General features: G+C 61.9%; 13 protein-coding genes and 1 tRNA gene. 12 read left to right on the forward strand and 2 right to left on the reverse strand.

Going from position 1 to position 17,224, the window contains the following annotated elements:
• The first annotated feature begins 158 nt into the window (after window positions 1-158).
• The 4 genes from pgaA to pgaD are packed head-to-tail and all read left to right on the forward strand — an operon-like array spanning window position 159 to window position 6,539.
• A complete protein-coding gene (pgaA, locus tag QMX91_RS05915) occupies window positions 159-2,642 on the forward strand; it encodes a poly-beta-1,6 N-acetyl-D-glucosamine export porin PgaA (RefSeq protein ID WP_282412402.1) in 2,484 nt (827 codons plus the stop codon).
• 12 nt (window positions 2,643-2,654) lie between these two features.
• Window positions 2,655-4,652 carry a poly-beta-1,6-N-acetyl-D-glucosamine N-deacetylase PgaB gene (gene pgaB / locus QMX91_RS05920; RefSeq protein WP_282412403.1) on the forward strand — a complete coding sequence of 666 codons (1,998 nt, stop codon included), beginning with the start codon at window positions 2,655-2,657 and terminating at the stop codon, window positions 4,650-4,652.
• A gap of 1 nt (window position 4,653) precedes the next feature.
• Entirely contained in the window at window positions 4,654-6,009 is a 1,356-nt protein-coding gene (gene pgaC, locus QMX91_RS05925; RefSeq protein ID WP_139053644.1) for a poly-beta-1,6-N-acetyl-D-glucosamine synthase, read from the forward strand.
• Window positions 6,006-6,539: a poly-beta-1,6-N-acetyl-D-glucosamine biosynthesis protein PgaD gene (gene pgaD / locus QMX91_RS05930; RefSeq protein WP_135294709.1), complete on the forward strand. Its 534-nt coding sequence runs from the start codon at window positions 6,006-6,008 to the stop codon at window positions 6,537-6,539. Before pgaC ends, pgaD begins: the two co-directional genes overlap by 4 nt.
• Before the next feature lie 103 nt (window positions 6,540-6,642).
• Here pgaD and QMX91_RS05935 read toward each other — a convergent pair whose 3' ends face one another.
• Complete coding sequence (locus QMX91_RS05935; RefSeq protein WP_282412404.1) at window positions 6,643-8,166, reverse strand: FAD-dependent oxidoreductase; 1,524 nt, start codon at window positions 8,164-8,166, stop codon at window positions 6,643-6,645.
• 139 nt (window positions 8,167-8,305) lie between these two features.
• Between QMX91_RS05935 and QMX91_RS05940 the strand changes: the two genes are divergently transcribed.
• The 5 genes from QMX91_RS05940 (at window position 8,306) to QMX91_RS05960 (ending at window position 12,134) form a co-directional block, all read left to right on the forward strand.
• Entirely contained in the window at window positions 8,306-8,866 is a 561-nt protein-coding gene (locus QMX91_RS05940; protein ID WP_098966595.1) for a YbhB/YbcL family Raf kinase inhibitor-like protein, read from the forward strand.
• Window positions 8,867-8,954: 88 nt separating this feature from the next.
• Entirely contained in the window at window positions 8,955-10,640 is a 1,686-nt protein-coding gene (locus QMX91_RS05945) for a VWA domain-containing protein (protein WP_282412405.1), read from the forward strand.
• 29 nt (window positions 10,641-10,669) lie between these two features.
• Window positions 10,670-11,251 (forward strand): RNA polymerase sigma factor, encoded by a 582-nt coding sequence (locus QMX91_RS05950; RefSeq protein ID WP_262415644.1) that lies wholly within the window; start codon window positions 10,670-10,672, stop codon window positions 11,249-11,251.
• Window positions 11,248-11,847: a hypothetical protein gene (locus QMX91_RS05955; protein WP_210556900.1), complete on the forward strand. Its 600-nt coding sequence runs from the start codon at window positions 11,248-11,250 to the stop codon at window positions 11,845-11,847. The genes QMX91_RS05950 and QMX91_RS05955 overlap by 4 nt, the downstream gene beginning before the upstream one ends.
• 20 nt (window positions 11,848-11,867) lie before the next feature.
• Window positions 11,868-12,134 carry a hypothetical protein gene (locus tag QMX91_RS05960; RefSeq protein WP_225137024.1) on the forward strand — a complete coding sequence of 89 codons (267 nt, stop codon included), beginning with the start codon at window positions 11,868-11,870 and terminating at the stop codon, window positions 12,132-12,134.
• Window positions 12,135-12,210: 76 nt separating this feature from the next.
• On the opposite strand, the gene QMX91_RS05965 is transcribed toward QMX91_RS05960, so the two are convergent.
• A tRNA-Arg gene (locus QMX91_RS05965) sits at window positions 12,211-12,287 on the reverse strand.
• 443 nt (window positions 12,288-12,730) lie between these two features.
• Here QMX91_RS05965 and gabD point away from each other — a divergent pair.
• From gabD to QMX91_RS05980, 3 genes are all read left to right on the forward strand, one after another.
• Window positions 12,731-14,173, forward strand: a complete 1,443-nt coding sequence (gabD, locus tag QMX91_RS05970) for an NADP-dependent succinate-semialdehyde dehydrogenase (RefSeq protein ID WP_007963502.1) — start codon at window positions 12,731-12,733, stop codon at window positions 14,171-14,173.
• A 185-nt stretch (window positions 14,174-14,358) separates the two neighbouring features.
• Entirely contained in the window at window positions 14,359-15,636 is a 1,278-nt protein-coding gene (gene gabT, locus QMX91_RS05975; protein ID WP_003220503.1) for a 4-aminobutyrate--2-oxoglutarate transaminase, read from the forward strand.
• A 131-nt stretch (window positions 15,637-15,767) separates the two neighbouring features.
• Complete coding sequence (locus tag QMX91_RS05980; RefSeq protein WP_282412406.1) at window positions 15,768-16,979, forward strand: response regulator; 1,212 nt, start codon at window positions 15,768-15,770, stop codon at window positions 16,977-16,979.
• Window positions 16,980-17,224: the final 245 nt, after the last annotated feature.

Raw genomic sequence — 17,224 nt, forward strand, 5'->3', positions numbered from 1 at the left:
GCCGCGATTCTGAACAATTATTGCGTTCTGGATATTCGACTACGCTTGCATGCAAGACTGCCTGACTAAGCTTGGCTGGGTCTCTTTTGACTCGGTCTCCGTTACGAATGGGCAAGGGGGGCATTGCGACCCGGCTGGCCATGTAAGGATGCTGACGAATGCCGCGTATAGATGTTCCTGTTTTACATCGTGGTTTACGCCCGTTGTTTCGCGTTGCGCTGTGCAGCCAGTTGCTCTGGCCGGCACTGGCGTTTGCCGATACGGCCTATGATCAGATGGTGCGTGATGCCCGTGCCGGGCAGACCACGCCTGCGCTGAACGTGCTGCGCCAGGTGCCACCGGGGCAATCGACCACCGGCCAGATCAGCGATCACCTGCAGATCGCCAGTTGGGCCGGCCTCGATGCCGAGGTGGTGCAGGTCTATGAGACCCAGGGCCGTGACCGGGTGCTGCCGGTGCAGGCACTGACCGCCACCGCACGCGCCTATCGCAACCTCAAGCGTTGGGAGCAGGCGACCCAGGTCTACAACAAGGCCCTGGCGCTGGAGCCGGACAACGCTGACCTGCAACTGGGGCTGGCGCTGACCCAGGCTGACGCGGGCAAACCCGACGAAGCCGTGACCCGCGCCAAGGCTCTGGTTGCCGCCAAACCCGACGATCCCTCACGCCGTCTCGCACTGGGCTATGCCCTGACCCGCGCCGGCAAGCAGTACGACGCATTGTTTGAATACGATCAGGCGTTCATGCGTGCCGGCAGCAAGCCGGAAGTCGCCCGTGAATACGTGGTCGCCCTGCAAAAGGCGCGGCTGCCGGAACCGGCGCTGCGTCTGGCCAATCAACGTCCGGGGCTGATCGACCCGGTCACCCTGCGTCGCCTCGAAGGTGATCTGGCTGCCGAACGCGTGCGTCTGGCCGAACTCGCCACCCGCAGCGAAAAAGAACGCTATGTGATCGCCGACCGCGCGCTGGCCGATTACGACAAATTGCTCGCCAACTGGACCCCGGACGCCAGCGCCCACGATGACGTGATTCGCTGGCGCATCGACCGCATGGGCGCACTCAAGGCGCGGGCGCGCACCGCCGACGTGATCAATGAATATCAGAAGCTGCAAAGCGAAGGCGTGAAGATTCCGACCTACGCCATGCGCTGGGTGGCGGCGTCGTATCTGGATCAGCGCCAGCCGGAAGTCTCCACTGACCTGTATCGCCAGGTGCTGTCGGCGCCGGACGCCGATGTCGGTGATCGTCTCGAAGACACCACCGCGTTGTACTACTCGCTGCTGGAAAGTGACCGCGCCGATGAAGCGCGCAAAGTCGCCGAGGATCTGGCCAAGACCCAGAAGCCGCGCGTCGAACTCAAGGGCTTGCCGATCGGCAACCCCAACGACGAATGGATGGACGCCCAGCAGCTCGCGGCGCAGGCCGGTACCTACGGTTCCGATCTGCCACACGGGGAGGAACGTCTGCAAACCCTGGTCGATCAGGCCCCGGGCAACCTCGGTTTGCGTCTGGCCCAGGCCGATCTGTATCTGGCCCGACAATGGCCACGCCGCGCGGAAAACCAGCTCAAGGAAACCGAAAGCATGGCCCCGCGCGACATGGGCCTGGAACTGGCTCAGGCGCGCACCGCGATGACCCTGCAGGAATGGCGGCAAATGGATGCGCTGACCGATGACGTGGTCGCGCGTTTTCCCGACAACCGTCAGGTGCAGCGCGCGGCCCGTGAGCGTGAAGTGCACGACATGTCCGAACTGCGCGTCGAAGCCTACGGCGGCAAAGCCAATGGGGGCGGCGGCAGCGGTGGTGCGGGCGCGGTCAGTGGCAGCCGTGATTTCGGCATCCAGAGCACGCTGTACAGCCCGCCGATCAATGAAGACTGGCGGGTGTTCGTCGGCGCCGGTTATGCCACCGGCGATTTCGCCGAAGGCACCGGCACCGACCGCTTCCAGCGCGTTGGCCTGGAACGGCGCACCCGTGACATGAGCCTGGAAGCCGAAGTTTCCAATCACGATTACGGTTACGGCGCCAAACAGGGCGCACGCATCGCGATTGCCCGCGACATCAACGACAACTGGCAGTACGGCGGCAGCTTCGCCTACCTGTCGGCCGAGACGCCGTTGCGTGCGCTCAACAGCGACATCAAGGCCAACGGCGGCAACGCGTTCATCCGCTGGCGCGCCAACGAGAGCCGCGAGTGGCGCCTGTCGGTCAGCCCGTCGCACTTCAGTGATGGCAACAACCGCGTCGAGGCCTTGCTCACCGGGCGCGAGGGCGTTTACAGCGCGCCGAACGTGCAGGTCGATGCCGGTCTGGAAGTCGGCACCAGCCATAACTCCAATTCCGAGGACGTGCCGTACTTCAACCCGAAGTCGGACTTCAGCGTGATGCCGACGGTCAACGTCAACCATGTGCTTTACCACCGCTACGAAACCTCCTGGAGCCAGCAATTCCAGGCCGGCGCGGGGACGTACAGCCAGCGCGACCACGGCACCGGCGGCATGGCGATGCTCGGCTACGGCCAGCGTTATGCCTGGAACGACGTGTTCGAGGTGGGCGGTTTGTTCAGTGTGATCAACCGGCCCTACGACGGTGATCGGGAGACCGATCTGCGTCTGCTTGTCGACCTCACTTTCCGCTTCTAGAAGAGTTTGAAGATGCCTTTGATGACGCGTTTCATCCTTCTGCTGGGAGTGCTGCTGATCAGCGCCTGCGCCCAGCAAGCCCCGGCTTTCGCGCCGCCCTCGCAACGTCCGCTGGCGGCCAGTGAAAAACCGTGGCCGAAAAACCACGTGCTGGGCATCGCCTATCACGACGTCGAAGACCGTGACCCTGATCAGGCCGTGGTGGCCGTGCGCACCGAGCGCATGATCGAACAGTTGGCCTGGCTGCGCGAGAACGGCTACCAGCCGGTCACCGTCGATCAGATCATGGCGGCGCGCAAGGGCGGCCCGGAACTGCCGGCCAAAGCGATCCTGCTCAGTTTCGACGACGGTTACTCAAGCTTCTATACCCGCGTGTTGCCGGTGCTGCGCGCCTACAACTGGCACGCGTTGCTGGCGCCGGTCGGCACCTGGATCGATACGCCGCTCAATCAACCGGTGGATTTTGCCGGCGCACCCCGCGCACGCTCCGACTTCCTGACCTGGGATCAGGTGCGGGAAATCTCGCAGTCGGGTCTGGTGGAAATCGCCGCGCACACCGACGCCAGCCACAAAGGCATCCTCGCCAACCCGCAAGGCAACATGCAGCCGGCGGCGGCCACGCGGCGTTACGACCCGGTGACCAAACGCTACGAATCCGAGGCCGATTTCCAGACGCGAATCCGCAACGACGTCGCGACCATCTCGGAGAAGATCCGCAAGGTCACCGGCAAGAAACCGCGAGTCTGGGTCTGGCCCTACGGCACGGCGGACGGTACTTCGCTGACCGTGGTCGGCGAGCAGGGCTACGAGATGGCCCTGACCCTGGATGACGGTCTGGACGCTCTCGACAACCTGATGAGCAGTCCGCGCTTCCTGGTGGCCTCCGATCCTGACGGCGAGCATTTCGCCAACAGCATCGTCGGCGTGCAATCGGACTTCGCCATGCGCGTGGTGCATGTCGATCTGGACAACGTTTACGACCCGGACCCGGCGCAGCAGGAAATCAACCTCGGCAAGCTGATCCAGCGCATGGCCGACATGGGCGCCAACACTGTGTTCCTGCAGGCCTTCGCCGATCCGAAGGGCGACGGGCTGGTGCACTCGCTGTACTTCCCCAACCGTCACCTGCCGGTGCGCGCCGACATCTTTGACCGTGTCGCCTGGCAACTGCGCACTCGGGCGCACGTGAAAGTGTTCGCCTGGATGCCGGTCCTGAGTTTCGGCCTCGATTCGAAGTTGCCGCGTGTCACGCGCTGGGATCCGCAGACCGGCACCACCTCGGTCGATCCGGGCCAGTATCAGCGCCTGTCGCCGTTCGATCCGCAAGTACGGCAGATCATCGGTGAAATCTACGAAGACGTGGCGCGCCTGACCTCGGTCGACGGCATTCTCTATCACGACGACGCGGTGCTCTCGGACTTCGAAGACGCCAGCCCCGAGGCCCTGAAGGCGTATGCCGCGCACGGCTTGCCGGGGTCCATTGCTGCGCTTCGCGATGATCCGGCAGCCATGCAGCGCTGGACGCGGTTCAAGAGCAAATACCTGATCGACTTCACCAATGAGCTGACCGCCAAGGTACGTGCGATCCGTGGCCCGCAAGTGCTGACCGCACGCAACATCTTCGCCGAGCCGGTACTCAATCCTGAGAGCGAAGCCTGGTTTGCGCAGAACCTCGACGACTTCCTCGTGACCTACGACTGGACGGCGCCGATGGCCATGCCGCTGATGGAAAAACAGACCCAGGCGCAATCCGGCCCGTGGCTTGAAGAACTGGTGGCGAAGATCAAACAGCGCCCCGGTGCACTGGATCGCACAGTCTTCGAACTGCAGGCCCGCGACTGGACGAAAAAGGATCAGGCCGACATCGACGGCGCCCAACTGGCCGACTGGATGGGCCGGCTCAAGCGTCAGGGTGCGACCAGTTTCGGTTACTACCCGGACAACTTCCTCGACAATCTGCCGGACCTGAAAACCGTAAGGCCTGCGCTCTCCAACAAATGGAACCCATGACATGCTGGATAGACTGTTAGCCCTGCTTGTTCTGGCGCTCGTCCTCGGCGTGCCGCTGGGGTTGATCTTCCTGGTCACCGGGCAGTTCCTGATGGACTTCGTGTTCTTCTACCCGTTGTTCATGTCCGGCCTGTGGATTGCCGGCGGCCTGTATTTCTGGCTGCACTGGGAACGCCACTGGCCATGGAAGGACGACACTTTGCCGCCGCCACTGGAAGGCGAGCCGCTGATCTCGATCCTGATCCCTTGCTACAACGAAGGCGAAAACGCTGCCGACACGATTCACGCGGCGCTGGCCCAGCACTATCCGAACATCGAAGTCATTGCGATCAACGACGGCTCCAAGGACAACACCGCCGAAGTGCTCGACCGGCTCGCCCAGGAAGACCCACGCCTGCGGGTGCTGCATCTGGCAGAAAACCAGGGCAAGGCTGTGGCCCTGCGCATGGGGGCGATTGCTGCGCGCAGCGAATATCTGGTGTGCATCGACGGTGACGCGCTGCTGGCGCCGAACACGGCGGCCTATCTGGTGGCGCCGATGCTCGACAACGCGCGCCTCGGCGCGGTGACCGGCAACCCGCGGATTCGCACGCGTTCGACGCTGGTCGGGCGAGTGCAGGTTGGCGAGTTCTCATCGATCATCGGGCTGATCAAGCGCACGCAACGGGTGTTCGGGCGGATCTTCACCGTGTCCGGGGTCATCGTCGCGTTCCGCCGTACGGCGCTGAACCGGGTCGGCTACTGGAGCCCGGACATGATCACCGAAGACATCGACATCAGCTGGAAGCTGCAACTCGATCACTGGAGCATCTTCTACGAACCGCGTGCGCTGTGCTGGATCCTCATGCCGGAGACCCTCGGCGGCCTGTGGAAGCAGCGCCTGCGCTGGGCGCAGGGTGGTGCCGAGGTGCTGTTCAAGAACATTCGCGGCATCTGGCAGTACCGCCATCGTTACCTGTGGCCGCTGCTGTTCGAATACTGCCTGTCGACCGGGTGGGCCTTCACCTTCCTGCTGTCGGTGATCTTCTGGGGCGTCGGCAAGTTCGTGGTCATGCCGGAATCGATTGCCGTGCATCACCTGATGCCCCCGGCGTTCACCGGCCTGTTGCTGGCGTTTGTCTGCCTGGTGCAATTCGCAGTCAGCATCATCATCGACCGGCGCTATGAACCGGGTCTGGGCCGAACCATGTTCTGGGTGGTCTGGTATCCGATCGCGTTCTGGCTGGTCAGCCTGCTCACCACCTTGGTCAGTTTCCCCAAAGTGCTGTTTGGTCAACACCAGAAGCGTGCGCGTTGGGTCAGCCCTGACCGGGGTATCAAACCGGTCGGCGACGACGAAGAGGAGGTCATCAAATGAAAATCATCCGGACCCGGCAGCGGCCCTTCCTGGTGGTGGTCGATGTGGTCCTCACCGTGCTGGCCTGGGTCGGCCTGCTGTTTCTGCTGATTCGCGGACTGTGGCCGTTGATCGAGACCCACGCCGGTGGGCCGCGCATCGACAATTCGGCATTCGAGGCTCTGGGTACGTTGCAGATCTACCTGTGGGTGGCGCTGGTCAACGCAGTGATCCTGATTGGTTGGGCGCGTTATCAGCAGCGCAAAAGCAGAAGTTTCGCCCAGCGTCGTTTGCCGGCACCGGTGGTCGATGATGAAGGGCTGAGCAAGAGCTTCCGCCTGTGCGATGACCGCCTGGAGAAGCTGCGCACACCCGGGGTGATGACCATCCACAACGATCAGGAAGGTGATATCAGCCACGTGGTGCTGAACTTTCGTCCGCTGCAGCCAGCGGAGTTGCCGCCACCACTGGCGCCGCCGGAACACCCACGGGTGATCTTTCTGCACGCCGAGGATGATGACAATCGCGACCCGGTGAATCGCCCCACCTGAACAACGACTCCCCTGTAGGAGCTGCCGAAGGCTGCGATCTTTTGATCTTTAAAATCAAGATCAAAAGATCGCAGCCTTCGGCCGCTCCTACATTGTTCAGCATTCAGCAGCGAATCAGTTCCCACGCGTCTTCCATCGTCAGCGGCTGTTTCATCCGCTCGGCCAGCATCGCCATGGCCCGCTCCTCCTCGCATGCCACAGCGGCAACCACCACGCCGTTGTGGCCGAACAGGCCGATGAAGGGCGGATGCTCGGGCTCGCCCTTGAACTCGATTTCATCCCACTGACTGGCATGGCCAAGGTAGTCGTAGTTCCTGCCGAAGTGCCAGGTCCAGAAAAACGGCACATCCAGATAATGTTCATCGGCACCCAACATGTTGGCGGCAGCGATGCGTGCGTGCTGCTGGGCCAGGCGCCAATGCTCAATGCGTTGCGGCTGGCCGCTCAGGGTGAACGTGGCGATATCGCCAATCGCCCATAGACCTTCGCAGACCCGCAGGCCGGCATCGACGCGCAGTGACTGGTCTTTCTCCCTCGGCAGCGAAGCGAACGCTTCTGTGGCCGGATGCACACCAACCCCCGCCAGCACCAGATCCGCCGAAACGCGCAAACCGTTGTCCAGCAGCACCGCCTCGACTTTGCCATCACCGGTGATTTCCCGGGCTTCGTGATCGGTGATGAATTTCACCCCGTGTTGTTCATGCAGCGCACGGATCGCCTTGCCCACCGCTTCGCCAAATTGCGCGGCAAACGGGATGGCGTGGCGGGCGATGACTGTGACGTCGAGGCCGAACTGACGCAGGGCCGAGGCGCATTCGAGGGCGATAAAGCTGTCGCCGATGATCAGCGCCCGCTGTTCGGGGTTGGCGGTGCGCATGATCTGTTCGGCCTGGGCTTTCGAGCGCAGGACGAAAACCTGCGGCAGGTCGGCGCCGGGTAGTTGCAGCGGATTGGGCTCGCCGCCGGTGGCGAGCACTGCGGCGTCGTAGCGCAGGGATTGGCCGTCGTGCAAATGCAGGGTTTTCGCTGAAGCGTCGATGGCAGTGATTGCGCCTTGCTGGCGTTCGATGCGCTGCTCTTGATAAAAATCTTCATCGCGCAGCGGCGGGGTTTCCTGCGCCGACATCTCGCCGGCGAGGACAAATTTGCTCAGCACCGTGCGGTCGTAACCGGCATCCGCTTCGCGGTCGAGCATGATGATCCGGCCACCGAACCCTTTTTCCCGCAATGCGGCCGCGCACGCCGTCCCGGCTGCACCTGCGCCGACAATCACGAATGTACGCGGGTCATCTTCTGGCGGTGTGTGCGCATCGTTTAACGGCTGGTCATCGACCCAGACTTCCTCGCCGCGTAGTTCCAGCGGATAACGCTTGAGACTGTCGAGGGCCGGTGGCTCGCACAACGCGCCGTCTTCGACGCGAAATGCGGCTTTATGCCAAGGACAGATCAGGCGTCCGTTGCACAGCGCGCCGTCAGCCAGTGGCGCCCCGGCATGTGGGCATTCGCCCTGAAATGCGCGCAGTTGGCCATTGGCATGGAGCAGAACAATCTTGCGCTCGCCGATTTCGACTTGCAGGCCACGGTCTTCGGGGACATCGGCGACACGGGCGACACGGTGCAGGCTCATGTTCGTGCTCCTGACAGGCATTTCTCTTACGAGTTTGCGCCGCCGTGCGAGGTTCAGCCAATTGCCACTGCCAAGCTACGAACGGTACAGCTATAGTTTGCAGGCCGACGAAGGCCCAACTGCACAAGGTACTCCCGGAATGACCCGATTGACCTCTCTCAACCCTTGGCTGGCGGCCGTCGCCGTCGCCCTTTGCGTGCAGTTTCCGGCGCAGGCGGCCGAGCGCTTTACCCTCGACATCCCCGGTGTCTCGGACAACCGTCTGTTCACCTCGGCCGCCGCGAGCGATGCGGCCGGTTGCGGTGGCAAGAACCAGTCCCCGGCGCTGGCCTGGAACGCCGGGCCTGCCGGCACCCTGAGCTACGCGATCGTCATGCACGACCCGGACGGTCAGAAAGGTGCTGGCGTCGATCACTGGATTCACTATGGCATCAAGGCCACCACCCGGCAGATCCCTGCTGGCGTCGGCGCCAAATCCAATCTCGAAGGCATGGGCGGTACCAACACCAAAGGCACCACCCATTACATCGGGCCGTGCCCACCGGTTGGCGACAGCGCCCACCACTACATCATTCAGATTTACGCCCTGGATCTGGCCCCGGACGCCTTGCCAGCCGGCCTGACCCGCGCCGAACTGATGGACAAAATCAAAGGCCACGTATTGCGTAACAGCAGCGTGGTACGGCGTTATCACCGCTGAAAAAATTTTCAGCGGGGTTTAACCCGATCTGAAAGGGCTGCCCGTCTCAGTGGATGAATGGATCACTTTCATCCCGAGGTCAGCCCCCATGTCCCGCTCCCTGCCTTTTCTGCGACCCGTTGCCGTCGGTGTGTTGTTGACCGTCGCCGGTTGCGGCGTGTCTTCCAATCCCGAATCGGCTGCCGTTCCGGCGCCGGCCCAGCCACAGGCGTCGATTCAGCATGAGGCGCTGATCGCCGATGGCGCCATGGCCAAGCGCAGTGCGCGACCGGCGCCGATGGCCAGTTTCGCGGCGATGCCGGCCCCGGAAAGTTATTCACAAGGCTATCGTGACGAACAGCGCGAGCAATATCAGGCGCTAGCCGACAACCCGATCCACAGCGTGGACGAGGCTCCGGTCTCGACCTTCAGCGCTGACGTTGATACCGGCGCCTACGCCAATGTCCGGCGTTTGCTCAATCAGGGACGCCTGCCGCCGGAAGGCGCGGTGCGGCTGGAAGAGTTGGTCAATTATTTTCCCTACAACTATGCGCTGCCGACCGATGGTTCGCCCTTCGGCGTAACCACCGAACTGGCCGCCACCCCGTGGAATCCGCACACCCGCCTGCTGCGCATCGGCATCAAGGCCTCTGACCGGGCTGTGGCGGAGCTGGCCCCGGCGAATCTGGTGTTTCTGGTGGATGTGTCCGGCTCGATGGATCGCCGCGAAGGGCTGCCACTGGTCAAAAGCACATTGAAACTGCTGGTCGATCAGTTGCGCGAACAGGATCGGGTGTCGCTGGTGGTGTATGCCGGCGAATCCCGTGTGGTGCTGGAGCCAACGTCCGGACACGAGAAAGCCAAAATTCGCACAGCCATCGAGCAATTGACCGCAAGCGGTTCAACCGCTGGCGCGTCGGGCATCGAACTGGCCTATCAAATGGCGCAGCAGGCGTTCATTCCCAAAGGCATCAACCGCATCCTGTTGGCCACCGACGGTGACTTCAACGTCGGCGTCAGCGACTTCGACAGCCTCAAACAAATGGCTGTGGATAAACGCAAAACCGGGATTTCCCTGACTACCCTGGGTTTCGGTGTGGATAACTACAATGAACACTTGATGGAGCAACTGGCCGACGCCGGCGACGGCAACTACGCCTACATCGACAACCTGCGCGAGGCGCGCAAAGTGCTGGTGGATCAACTCGGTTCGACCCTGGTGGTGGTGGCGAAAAACGTCAAATTGCAGGTGGAATTCAACCCGGCGCAGGTCAGTGAATATCGCCTGCTTGGCTACGAAAACCGCGCCTTGAAGCGTGAGGATTTCAGCAATGACAAAGTCGATGCCGGTGAAGTCGGCGCAGGACACACGGTGACCGCGCTGTATGAAATTGCTCCGACAGGTGAGAAGGGCTGGCTGGAACCGCTGCGCTACGGTAAATCGGAGAAGGTGGTTGCTGCGAAGGATGGAGAATTGGCGATGTTGCGTGTGCGTTATCAACAGCCCGAAGGTGGGAAAAGTCTGCTGATCGAGCGGCCGATTGCCAATCAGCTCGCACCGGCCAGTGAGGACCTGCGTTTCGCGGCGGCAGTGGCGGCGTTTTCCCAGCAGCTCAAGGACGCTCGCTACACCGGCGACTTCAGCCTCAAGGACACCGAAACCCTGGCCCGTGGCGCTCGGGGCGACGACCGCTTCGGCTTGCGCAACGAGTTCGTGCAACTGGTGGAACTGGCGCAAAGCCTGCGCGCCTCAACCGCATCGAATGCGATGCCCACTGAGCGACGGATTGAATAGTGAGCCGATTGAAAGGCTTCATCAGTCAGCTGTTTGCTACGCCAGACAGCGCGGCCGCCAGCAGCGATGAAACGCTGCTGGCGCGTTATCGCGAGGGCGACGGCGCGGCGTTCGAGATTTTGTACGCGCGCCATCGTCAGGGTTTGTATCGGTTTCTGCTTGGATTGAGCGGCAAACCGGAATTGGCTGACGAAGTCTTTCAGGACACCTGGCTGAGCCTGATCCGCAGCACCAGTCAGCCACAGGGCCGGGCGACGTTTCGTACGTGGCTGTTCCAGATTGCGCGCAATCGGCTGATCGATCACTGGCGCAAACACGGCGCACATCAGCCGCTGCACGACAGCTACGACGAACAGCTGCATGCGATTGGCGACGAGACCAATGATCCCGAACAATTACTGAACCTCAGCCGCGACAGCCAGCGCCTGGAAAGCGCTCTGCAAACCTTGCCTGCCGATCAGCGCGAAGTGTTCCTGCTGCGTGCCCACGGCGACCTCGACCTGGCACAAATCGCCAGCCTCACCGAAACACCGCTGGAAACCGTCAAGAGCCGCTTGCGCTACGCCCAGCATAAACTGCGTCGGCTGCTGGCCGAGGAGGTACTGACATGACTGACGCCCGCCAGACACCCGAAGAATCTGTGATCAAACATGTACGCGAACAGCACAATGTTGAACCGCCGGCGCACCTTGATGCGTTCATCCTCAAGGCTGCTCTCCGCGAAACACCGGTGCCCAAGCCAGGCCTGTGGCAACGCTGGCTGCGGGCCTGTCAGAAACCGCGTTGGCAGGTCGCCTTCGCCAGCCTGGTCGGTGTGGCACTGATGCTGTCGCTGGTGCAACACACGCCGGAACCACAACCGCAATTCGACTTCGCCCCGGCGGCCAAACCGGCCGCGCCATTGGCGCGTAAACAAGCCCCGGAAGCGCAATCACTGCCCGCTCCACCCGCTGCGGCCATGTCCGCGCCGGCGCCGATGATGGAAATGGCCGCGCCGATGCAAAGCGACGCGATCAGCGCCGACCAAGCCAAACTCAACAAACGCGCCGCCGCCCCAGCCAACGGCCTAGATACGCAGCTGCGCGAAGTCCTGCGCCTGCGCGACTCCGGTCAGTTGCAAGCCGCTGACGCGCTATACAACAACCTGCACAAACGCTACCCCGGCGTGGACCTCGACCGGCGACTCGAAAAAATCCGCCAGAACTGACCGCTTGTTCACCCAGCCATTTGGCATTGCCCGGCAAAAACGCGCACTATCGGGCCATGGCTGAAGCGCTGGAGAACAAAGTGGCAGCAAAAATCGACCGCATCGCCCAACTCCTCAACTGCCCGCAGAAGGGCGAGGAGATGCGGCGCGCGATTACCGAGGCGCGCAAGGAGTTTCTGCTGAACCAGTCGGAAGAAGACGTCGTGGAAGAAGACGAGGTTTTTGAGGAGGTTGGGGAAGAAGAGGAAGACGACGATTACGATGAGTTTGACTGGACGACGGAGTGACCGTCGTCGCATGAAACACCGCGCCCACAAAAAAGCCCCGGACCATCACAGTCCGGGGCTTTCTCGTTTCAATTCATGGCGCACCAGGCGGGATTCGAACCCACGACCCCTGCCTTCGGAGGGCAGTACTCTATCCAGCTGAGCTACTGGTGCAGCGGGCGACATCATACCTAGGTCGGCTCGGGGCGTCCATGCCGGGTTTTGGCGGGTTTTGTCAGTGCGCGTGTCGGTGTGAAACGCTGCATTCCTTAAAGCTGTAACGTCCTGCAAAACCCTCGCTTGGCGCTTTTTCCTGGCTGATCTATGGTTTGGTTGCGGCCGGGGCTTTTTGCGCGTTGATCTGAAAAAACCAGCAAACGCTGGGTTTTTGTTCTTTTTTTCGAACGACCTATTGTCCTTTACCCCCTTTGCTCCTACGATCCGTTTGAGATTTCAAACGCTCTTTGACGGGGTGTGGATGCGCAGATGCTGTGAATAACGCACGATCGCTGCGCCTCACCCGGTAGATGATTTCCCTGACGGCAGCCTTGCGAGGCGCCTTTCTACAATCATAATTTTGCTCCGCGCAGGCCGCGGTGCTGTTAAGGAAAGCCGACATGCAGCTTAAAGACACCCAGTTGTTCCGCCAGCAAGCCTTCATTGATGGCGCTTGGGTCGATGCGGACAACGGTCAGACGATCAAGGTCAACAACCCGGCCACCGGCGAAATCCTCGGCACCGTGCCGAAGATGGGCGCTGCCGAAACCCGCCGTGCCATCGAAGCCGCCGACAAGGCGCTGCCGGCCTGGCGTGCACTGACCGCCAAGGAGCGTGCAGGCAAGCTGCGTCGCTGGTTCGAACTGATGATCGAGAACCAGGACGACCTCGCGCGCCTGATGACCCTCGAGCAGGGCAAGCCGCTGGCCGAAGCCAAGGGCGAAATCGTTTACGCCGCTTCGTTCATCGAGTGGTTCGCCGAAGAAGCCAAGCGTATCTACGGTGACGTGATCCCGGGCCACCAGCCGGACAAGCGCCTGATCGTGATCAAGCAGCCGATCGGCGTAACCGCCGCGATCACCCCGTGGAACTTCCCGGCGGCGATGATCACCCGTAAAGCCGGCCCTGCGCTGGCCGCCGGTTGCACCATGGTGCTCAAGCCAGCGTCGCAAACCCCATTCTCCGCTTTCGCCCTGGCCGAACTGGCGCAGCGGGCCGGCATCCCTAAAGGTGTGTTCAGCGTGGTCTCCGGCAGCGCCGGCGACATCGGCAGCGAGCTGACCAGCAACCCGATCGTGCGCAAGCTGTCCTTCACCGGCTCGACCGAAATCGGCCGTCAGCTGATGTCGGAATGCGCCAAGGACATCAAGAAAGTCTCGCTGGAACTGGGCGGCAACGCGCCGTTCATCGTGTTCGACGACGCGGACCTGGATAAGGCCGTCGAAGGCGCGATCATTTCCAAATACCGCAACAACGGCCAGACCTGCGTCTGCGCCAACCGTCTGTACATTCAGGATTCGGTCTACGACGCGTTCGCCGAGAAGCTGAAAGTGGCCGTCGCCAAGCTGAAGATCGGCAACGGTCTGGAAGAAGGCACCACCACTGGCCCGCTGATCGACGAAAAAGCCGTGGCCAAGGTGCAAGAGCACATCGCTGACGCCGTGGCCAAAGGCGCCACCGTGCTGGCCGGTGGCAAGCCGATGGAAGGCAACTTCTTCGAGCCGACCATCCTGACCAACGTGCCGAAAGACGCGGCTGTCGCCAAGGAAGAAACCTTCGGCCCGCTGGCGCCGCTGTTCCGCTTCAAAGACGAAGCCGAAGTGATCGCGATGTCCAACGACACCGAGTTCGGTCTGGCGTCGTACTTCTACGCTCGTGACCTCGGTCGTGTGTTCCGCGTGGCGGAAGCGCTGGAATATGGCATGGTCGGCGTCAACACCGGGCTGATCTCCAACGAAGTCGCGCCGTTTGGCGGCATCAAGGCCTCGGGCCTGGGTCGTGAAGGCTCCAAGTACGGCATCGAAGATTACCTGGAAATCAAATACCTCTGCCTGGGCATCTAAGCCGGGAAAGGGATCGCTGCAAACGCAAAGGGCACGAGAGCGCTGTCCCTTTGCGTCGTTTCAAACCGGAACTTTCTCTGCGGCCGGGAACGCCGTGACAGTCGATCATCGCATGCTGCCACCGCCGATTCCTCCCGCTTAATCCTTGAACCACGCCGCCCGATGAGCGGTGAATGAGGACTGTAATGAGCAAGACTAACGCTGAACTGATGGCCCGTCGTACCGCAGCTGTTCCACGTGGTGTTGGCCAGATTCACCCGATCTTCGCTGAATCGGCGAAGAACGCTACCGTGACTGACGTTGAAGGTCGTGAATTCATCGACTTCGCCGGCGGTATCGCTGTGCTGAACACCGGCCACGTGCACCCGAAAATCATCGCCGCCGTGACCGAACAGCTGAACAAGCTGACCCACACCTGCTTCCAGGTGCTGGCCTACGAGCCGTACGTTGAGCTGTGCGAAAAGATCAACGCCAAGGTGCCAGGTGATTTCGCCAAGAAAACCCTGCTGGTGACCACCGGTTCCGAAGCCGTGGAAAACGCCGTGAAAATCGCCCGTGCCGCCACTGGCCGTGCCGGCGTGATCGCCTTCACCGGTGCTTACCACGGTCGCACCATGATGACCCTGGGCCTGACCGGTAAGGTCGTGCCTTACTCGGCCGGCATGGGCTTGATGCCAGGCGGCATCTTCCGCGCGCTGTACCCGAACGAACTGCATGGTGTGAGCATCGACGACTCGATCGCGTCCATTGAGCGCATCTTCAAGAACGACGCCGAGCCGAAAGACATCGCCGCGATCATCATCGAGCCTGTGCAGGGTGAAGGTGGTTTCTACGTCGCGCCGAAAGAATTCATGAAGCGTCTGCGTGCCCTGTGCGACCAGCACGGCATCCTGCTGATCGCTGACGAAGTGCAGACCGGCGCTGGCCGTACCGGCACCTTCTTCGCCATGGAACAGATGGGCGTTGCCGCCGACCTGACCACCTTCGCCAAATCCATCGCTGGCGGCTTCCCGCTCGCCGGTGTCTGCGGCAAGGCCGAATACATGGACGCCATCGCTCCAGGCGGCCTGGGCGGCACCTACGCCGGTAGCCCGATCGCTTGCGCTGCGGCGCTGGCCGTGATGGAAGTGTTCGAAGAAGAGCAACTGCTGGACCGCTGCAAGGCTGTCGGCGAGCGTCTGGTAACCGGTTTGAAGGCCATCCAGGCCAAGTACCCGGTGATCGGCGAAGTGCGTGCGCTGGGCGCGATGATCGCGGTCGAGCTGTTCGAAAACGGCGACAGCCACAAGCCAAACCCGACCGCCGTTGCGGCTGTGGTGGCCAAGGCGCGCGACAAGGGCCTGATCCTGCTGTCCTGCGGCACCTACGGCAACGTGCTGCGCGTTCTCGTACCGCTGACCTCGCCGGACGAGCAACTGGACAAAGGCCTGGCGATCATCGAAGAGTGCTTCTCGGAGCTGTAATTTCGGGCACTGTGTGATCGGATTGAGAGAAAACCCGCTTAGGCGGGTTTTTTTATGCCTTGGAAACCCTTTTGCGCTGTATTGAAGGGCCGGCATTGGCTAAGGTTCAGGCATTGCAAGGGAGAGCGCGCATGACCGCCGTTGATTTACCCGCCGTACCCCGAGTGCTGATTGCCGAGGCCGATCCGTGGTCTCGTGACCTGCTTAAACAAGTGTTGCTCAACGTGCGCTGTGATGCGCGGCTGGACTTGTGTGCCGATGGCCAGCAAGCCATGTCGTTACTCAGCGAAGTGCCTTATGACCTGGCCATTGTCGATTGGGAGTTGCCGGGCATTGATGGTTTGAGCGTGCTGCGCAGCGTGCGCCAGCGCAAACGCAATCCGCCGCTGCCGTTCATTCTGATGAGCAGTCGCAACGACAGCGCCAGCGTGCGCGAAGCCATCCCGTTGGCCCCGACGGCCTATCTGACCAAACCGCTGAACATGGAAAGCCTGACCGAGCGTTTGCAGGGCTTGCTGCTGGATGCTGGCGAAGAAGTATTTTGCGAAGTACCGACGCTGGCACCGGGCATGACCTTGTCGGTGTTCCTCGAGCGTCGCCGCGAGCAGGCCGATGGCGCGCCGTTGATGACCGATGTGCAAGTGGCGGTCAAGCGCAGCCTCAATCCCAATGGCCTCGATCTGAAGCTGCTGGAAGAAGAGATCCGCACCGATCCGCAGATCACCGCCGTGCTGATCGCCGCCGCCAACAGTGCGGCGCAGCATCATGGTGTGGCGGTGCAGACCCTGGGGCAGGCGTTGCATCGCCTCGGCACCGGACAGAGCATGAACCTGATCCTCGGCCTGGCGCTCAAACGCAGCGCCAGACTCAGTGACCCGTGCCTGGCGGATTACGCCGAGCGCTATTGGGGGCTGTCGCTGCACACGGCGGAATACGCCCGCACCCTGGCGCGCCTGCTCGATCTGGATCAGGAGCGCTGCTACTGCGCGGGCATGCTGCATCGTCTCGGTGACCTGGCGTTGCTGCGTTGTTTGCAGGAGTGGAAACAGGCCGGTGGCGAGCTGGATGAGTGGGAGGAAGTCGGTGACGCGCTGGCGGAGTTTGGCGCGGCCTACGGTTCGGCGCTGCGTACACGCTGGCGCCTGCCGCTGGAGCTGCGTGAGTTGATTGCGTCGGTCTACCAGCTCGGTGGTGGGGTCTATTCCCGTGAGGCGCTGGTGATGAACATGGCGGCGCAGATGGCCCGTCTGACCGAGCATGAGGGCGTTGAGGAACTGGCGAGGAGTCGTACGGCGCGACTGCTGAAGATCGGGCTGCCGGAATTGATGCGGATGCGTAAGTAATCTGACTTTTCACAAAACCCTGTGGGAGCGGGCTTGCTCGCGAAGGCGGTGTATCAGCCAACATAAATGCTGAATGACCTACCGCCTTCGCGAGCAAGCCCGCTCCCACATTGGATATTCATTGCTGTACTGAGCGCACTTATAACCTGCCAATAAGTCAATTTTCGTCAGCAGTAAGCCTTACTAAAATGCTCTGGTATTTTTCCTTCCGGAGTGTGTATCCATGACATCCCTGACGGTCCCGG

The organism is Pseudomonas sp. PS01299 (assembly GCF_029960145.1).
Lineage (GTDB): Bacteria > Pseudomonadota > Gammaproteobacteria > Pseudomonadales > Pseudomonadaceae > Aquipseudomonas > Aquipseudomonas putida_A.

Coding starts and splice junctions, on each gene's coding strand:
- pgaA (WP_282412402.1), top strand. CDS start 159: ATGCCGCGTATAGATGTTCCTGTTTTACATCGTGGTTTACGCCCGTTG.
- pgaB (WP_282412403.1), top strand. CDS start 2,655: ATGCCTTTGATGACGCGTTTCATCCTTCTGCTGGGAGTGCTGCTGATC.
- gabD (WP_007963502.1), top strand. CDS start 12,731: ATGCAGCTTAAAGACACCCAGTTGTTCCGCCAGCAAGCCTTCATTGAT.
- gabT (WP_003220503.1), top strand. CDS start 14,359: ATGAGCAAGACTAACGCTGAACTGATGGCCCGTCGTACCGCAGCTGTT.
- QMX91_RS05945 (WP_282412405.1), top strand. CDS start 8,955: ATGTCCCGCTCCCTGCCTTTTCTGCGACCCGTTGCCGTCGGTGTGTTG.
- QMX91_RS05940 (WP_098966595.1), top strand. CDS start 8,306: ATGACCCGATTGACCTCTCTCAACCCTTGGCTGGCGGCCGTCGCCGTC.
- pgaC (WP_139053644.1), top strand. CDS start 4,654: ATGCTGGATAGACTGTTAGCCCTGCTTGTTCTGGCGCTCGTCCTCGGC.
- pgaD (WP_135294709.1), top strand. CDS start 6,006: ATGAAAATCATCCGGACCCGGCAGCGGCCCTTCCTGGTGGTGGTCGAT.
- QMX91_RS05955 (WP_210556900.1), top strand. CDS start 11,248: ATGACTGACGCCCGCCAGACACCCGAAGAATCTGTGATCAAACATGTA.
- QMX91_RS05935 (WP_282412404.1), bottom strand. CDS start 8,166: ATGAGCCTGCACCGTGTCGCCCGTGTCGCCGATGTCCCCGAAGACCGT.
- QMX91_RS05980 (WP_282412406.1), top strand. CDS start 15,768: ATGACCGCCGTTGATTTACCCGCCGTACCCCGAGTGCTGATTGCCGAG.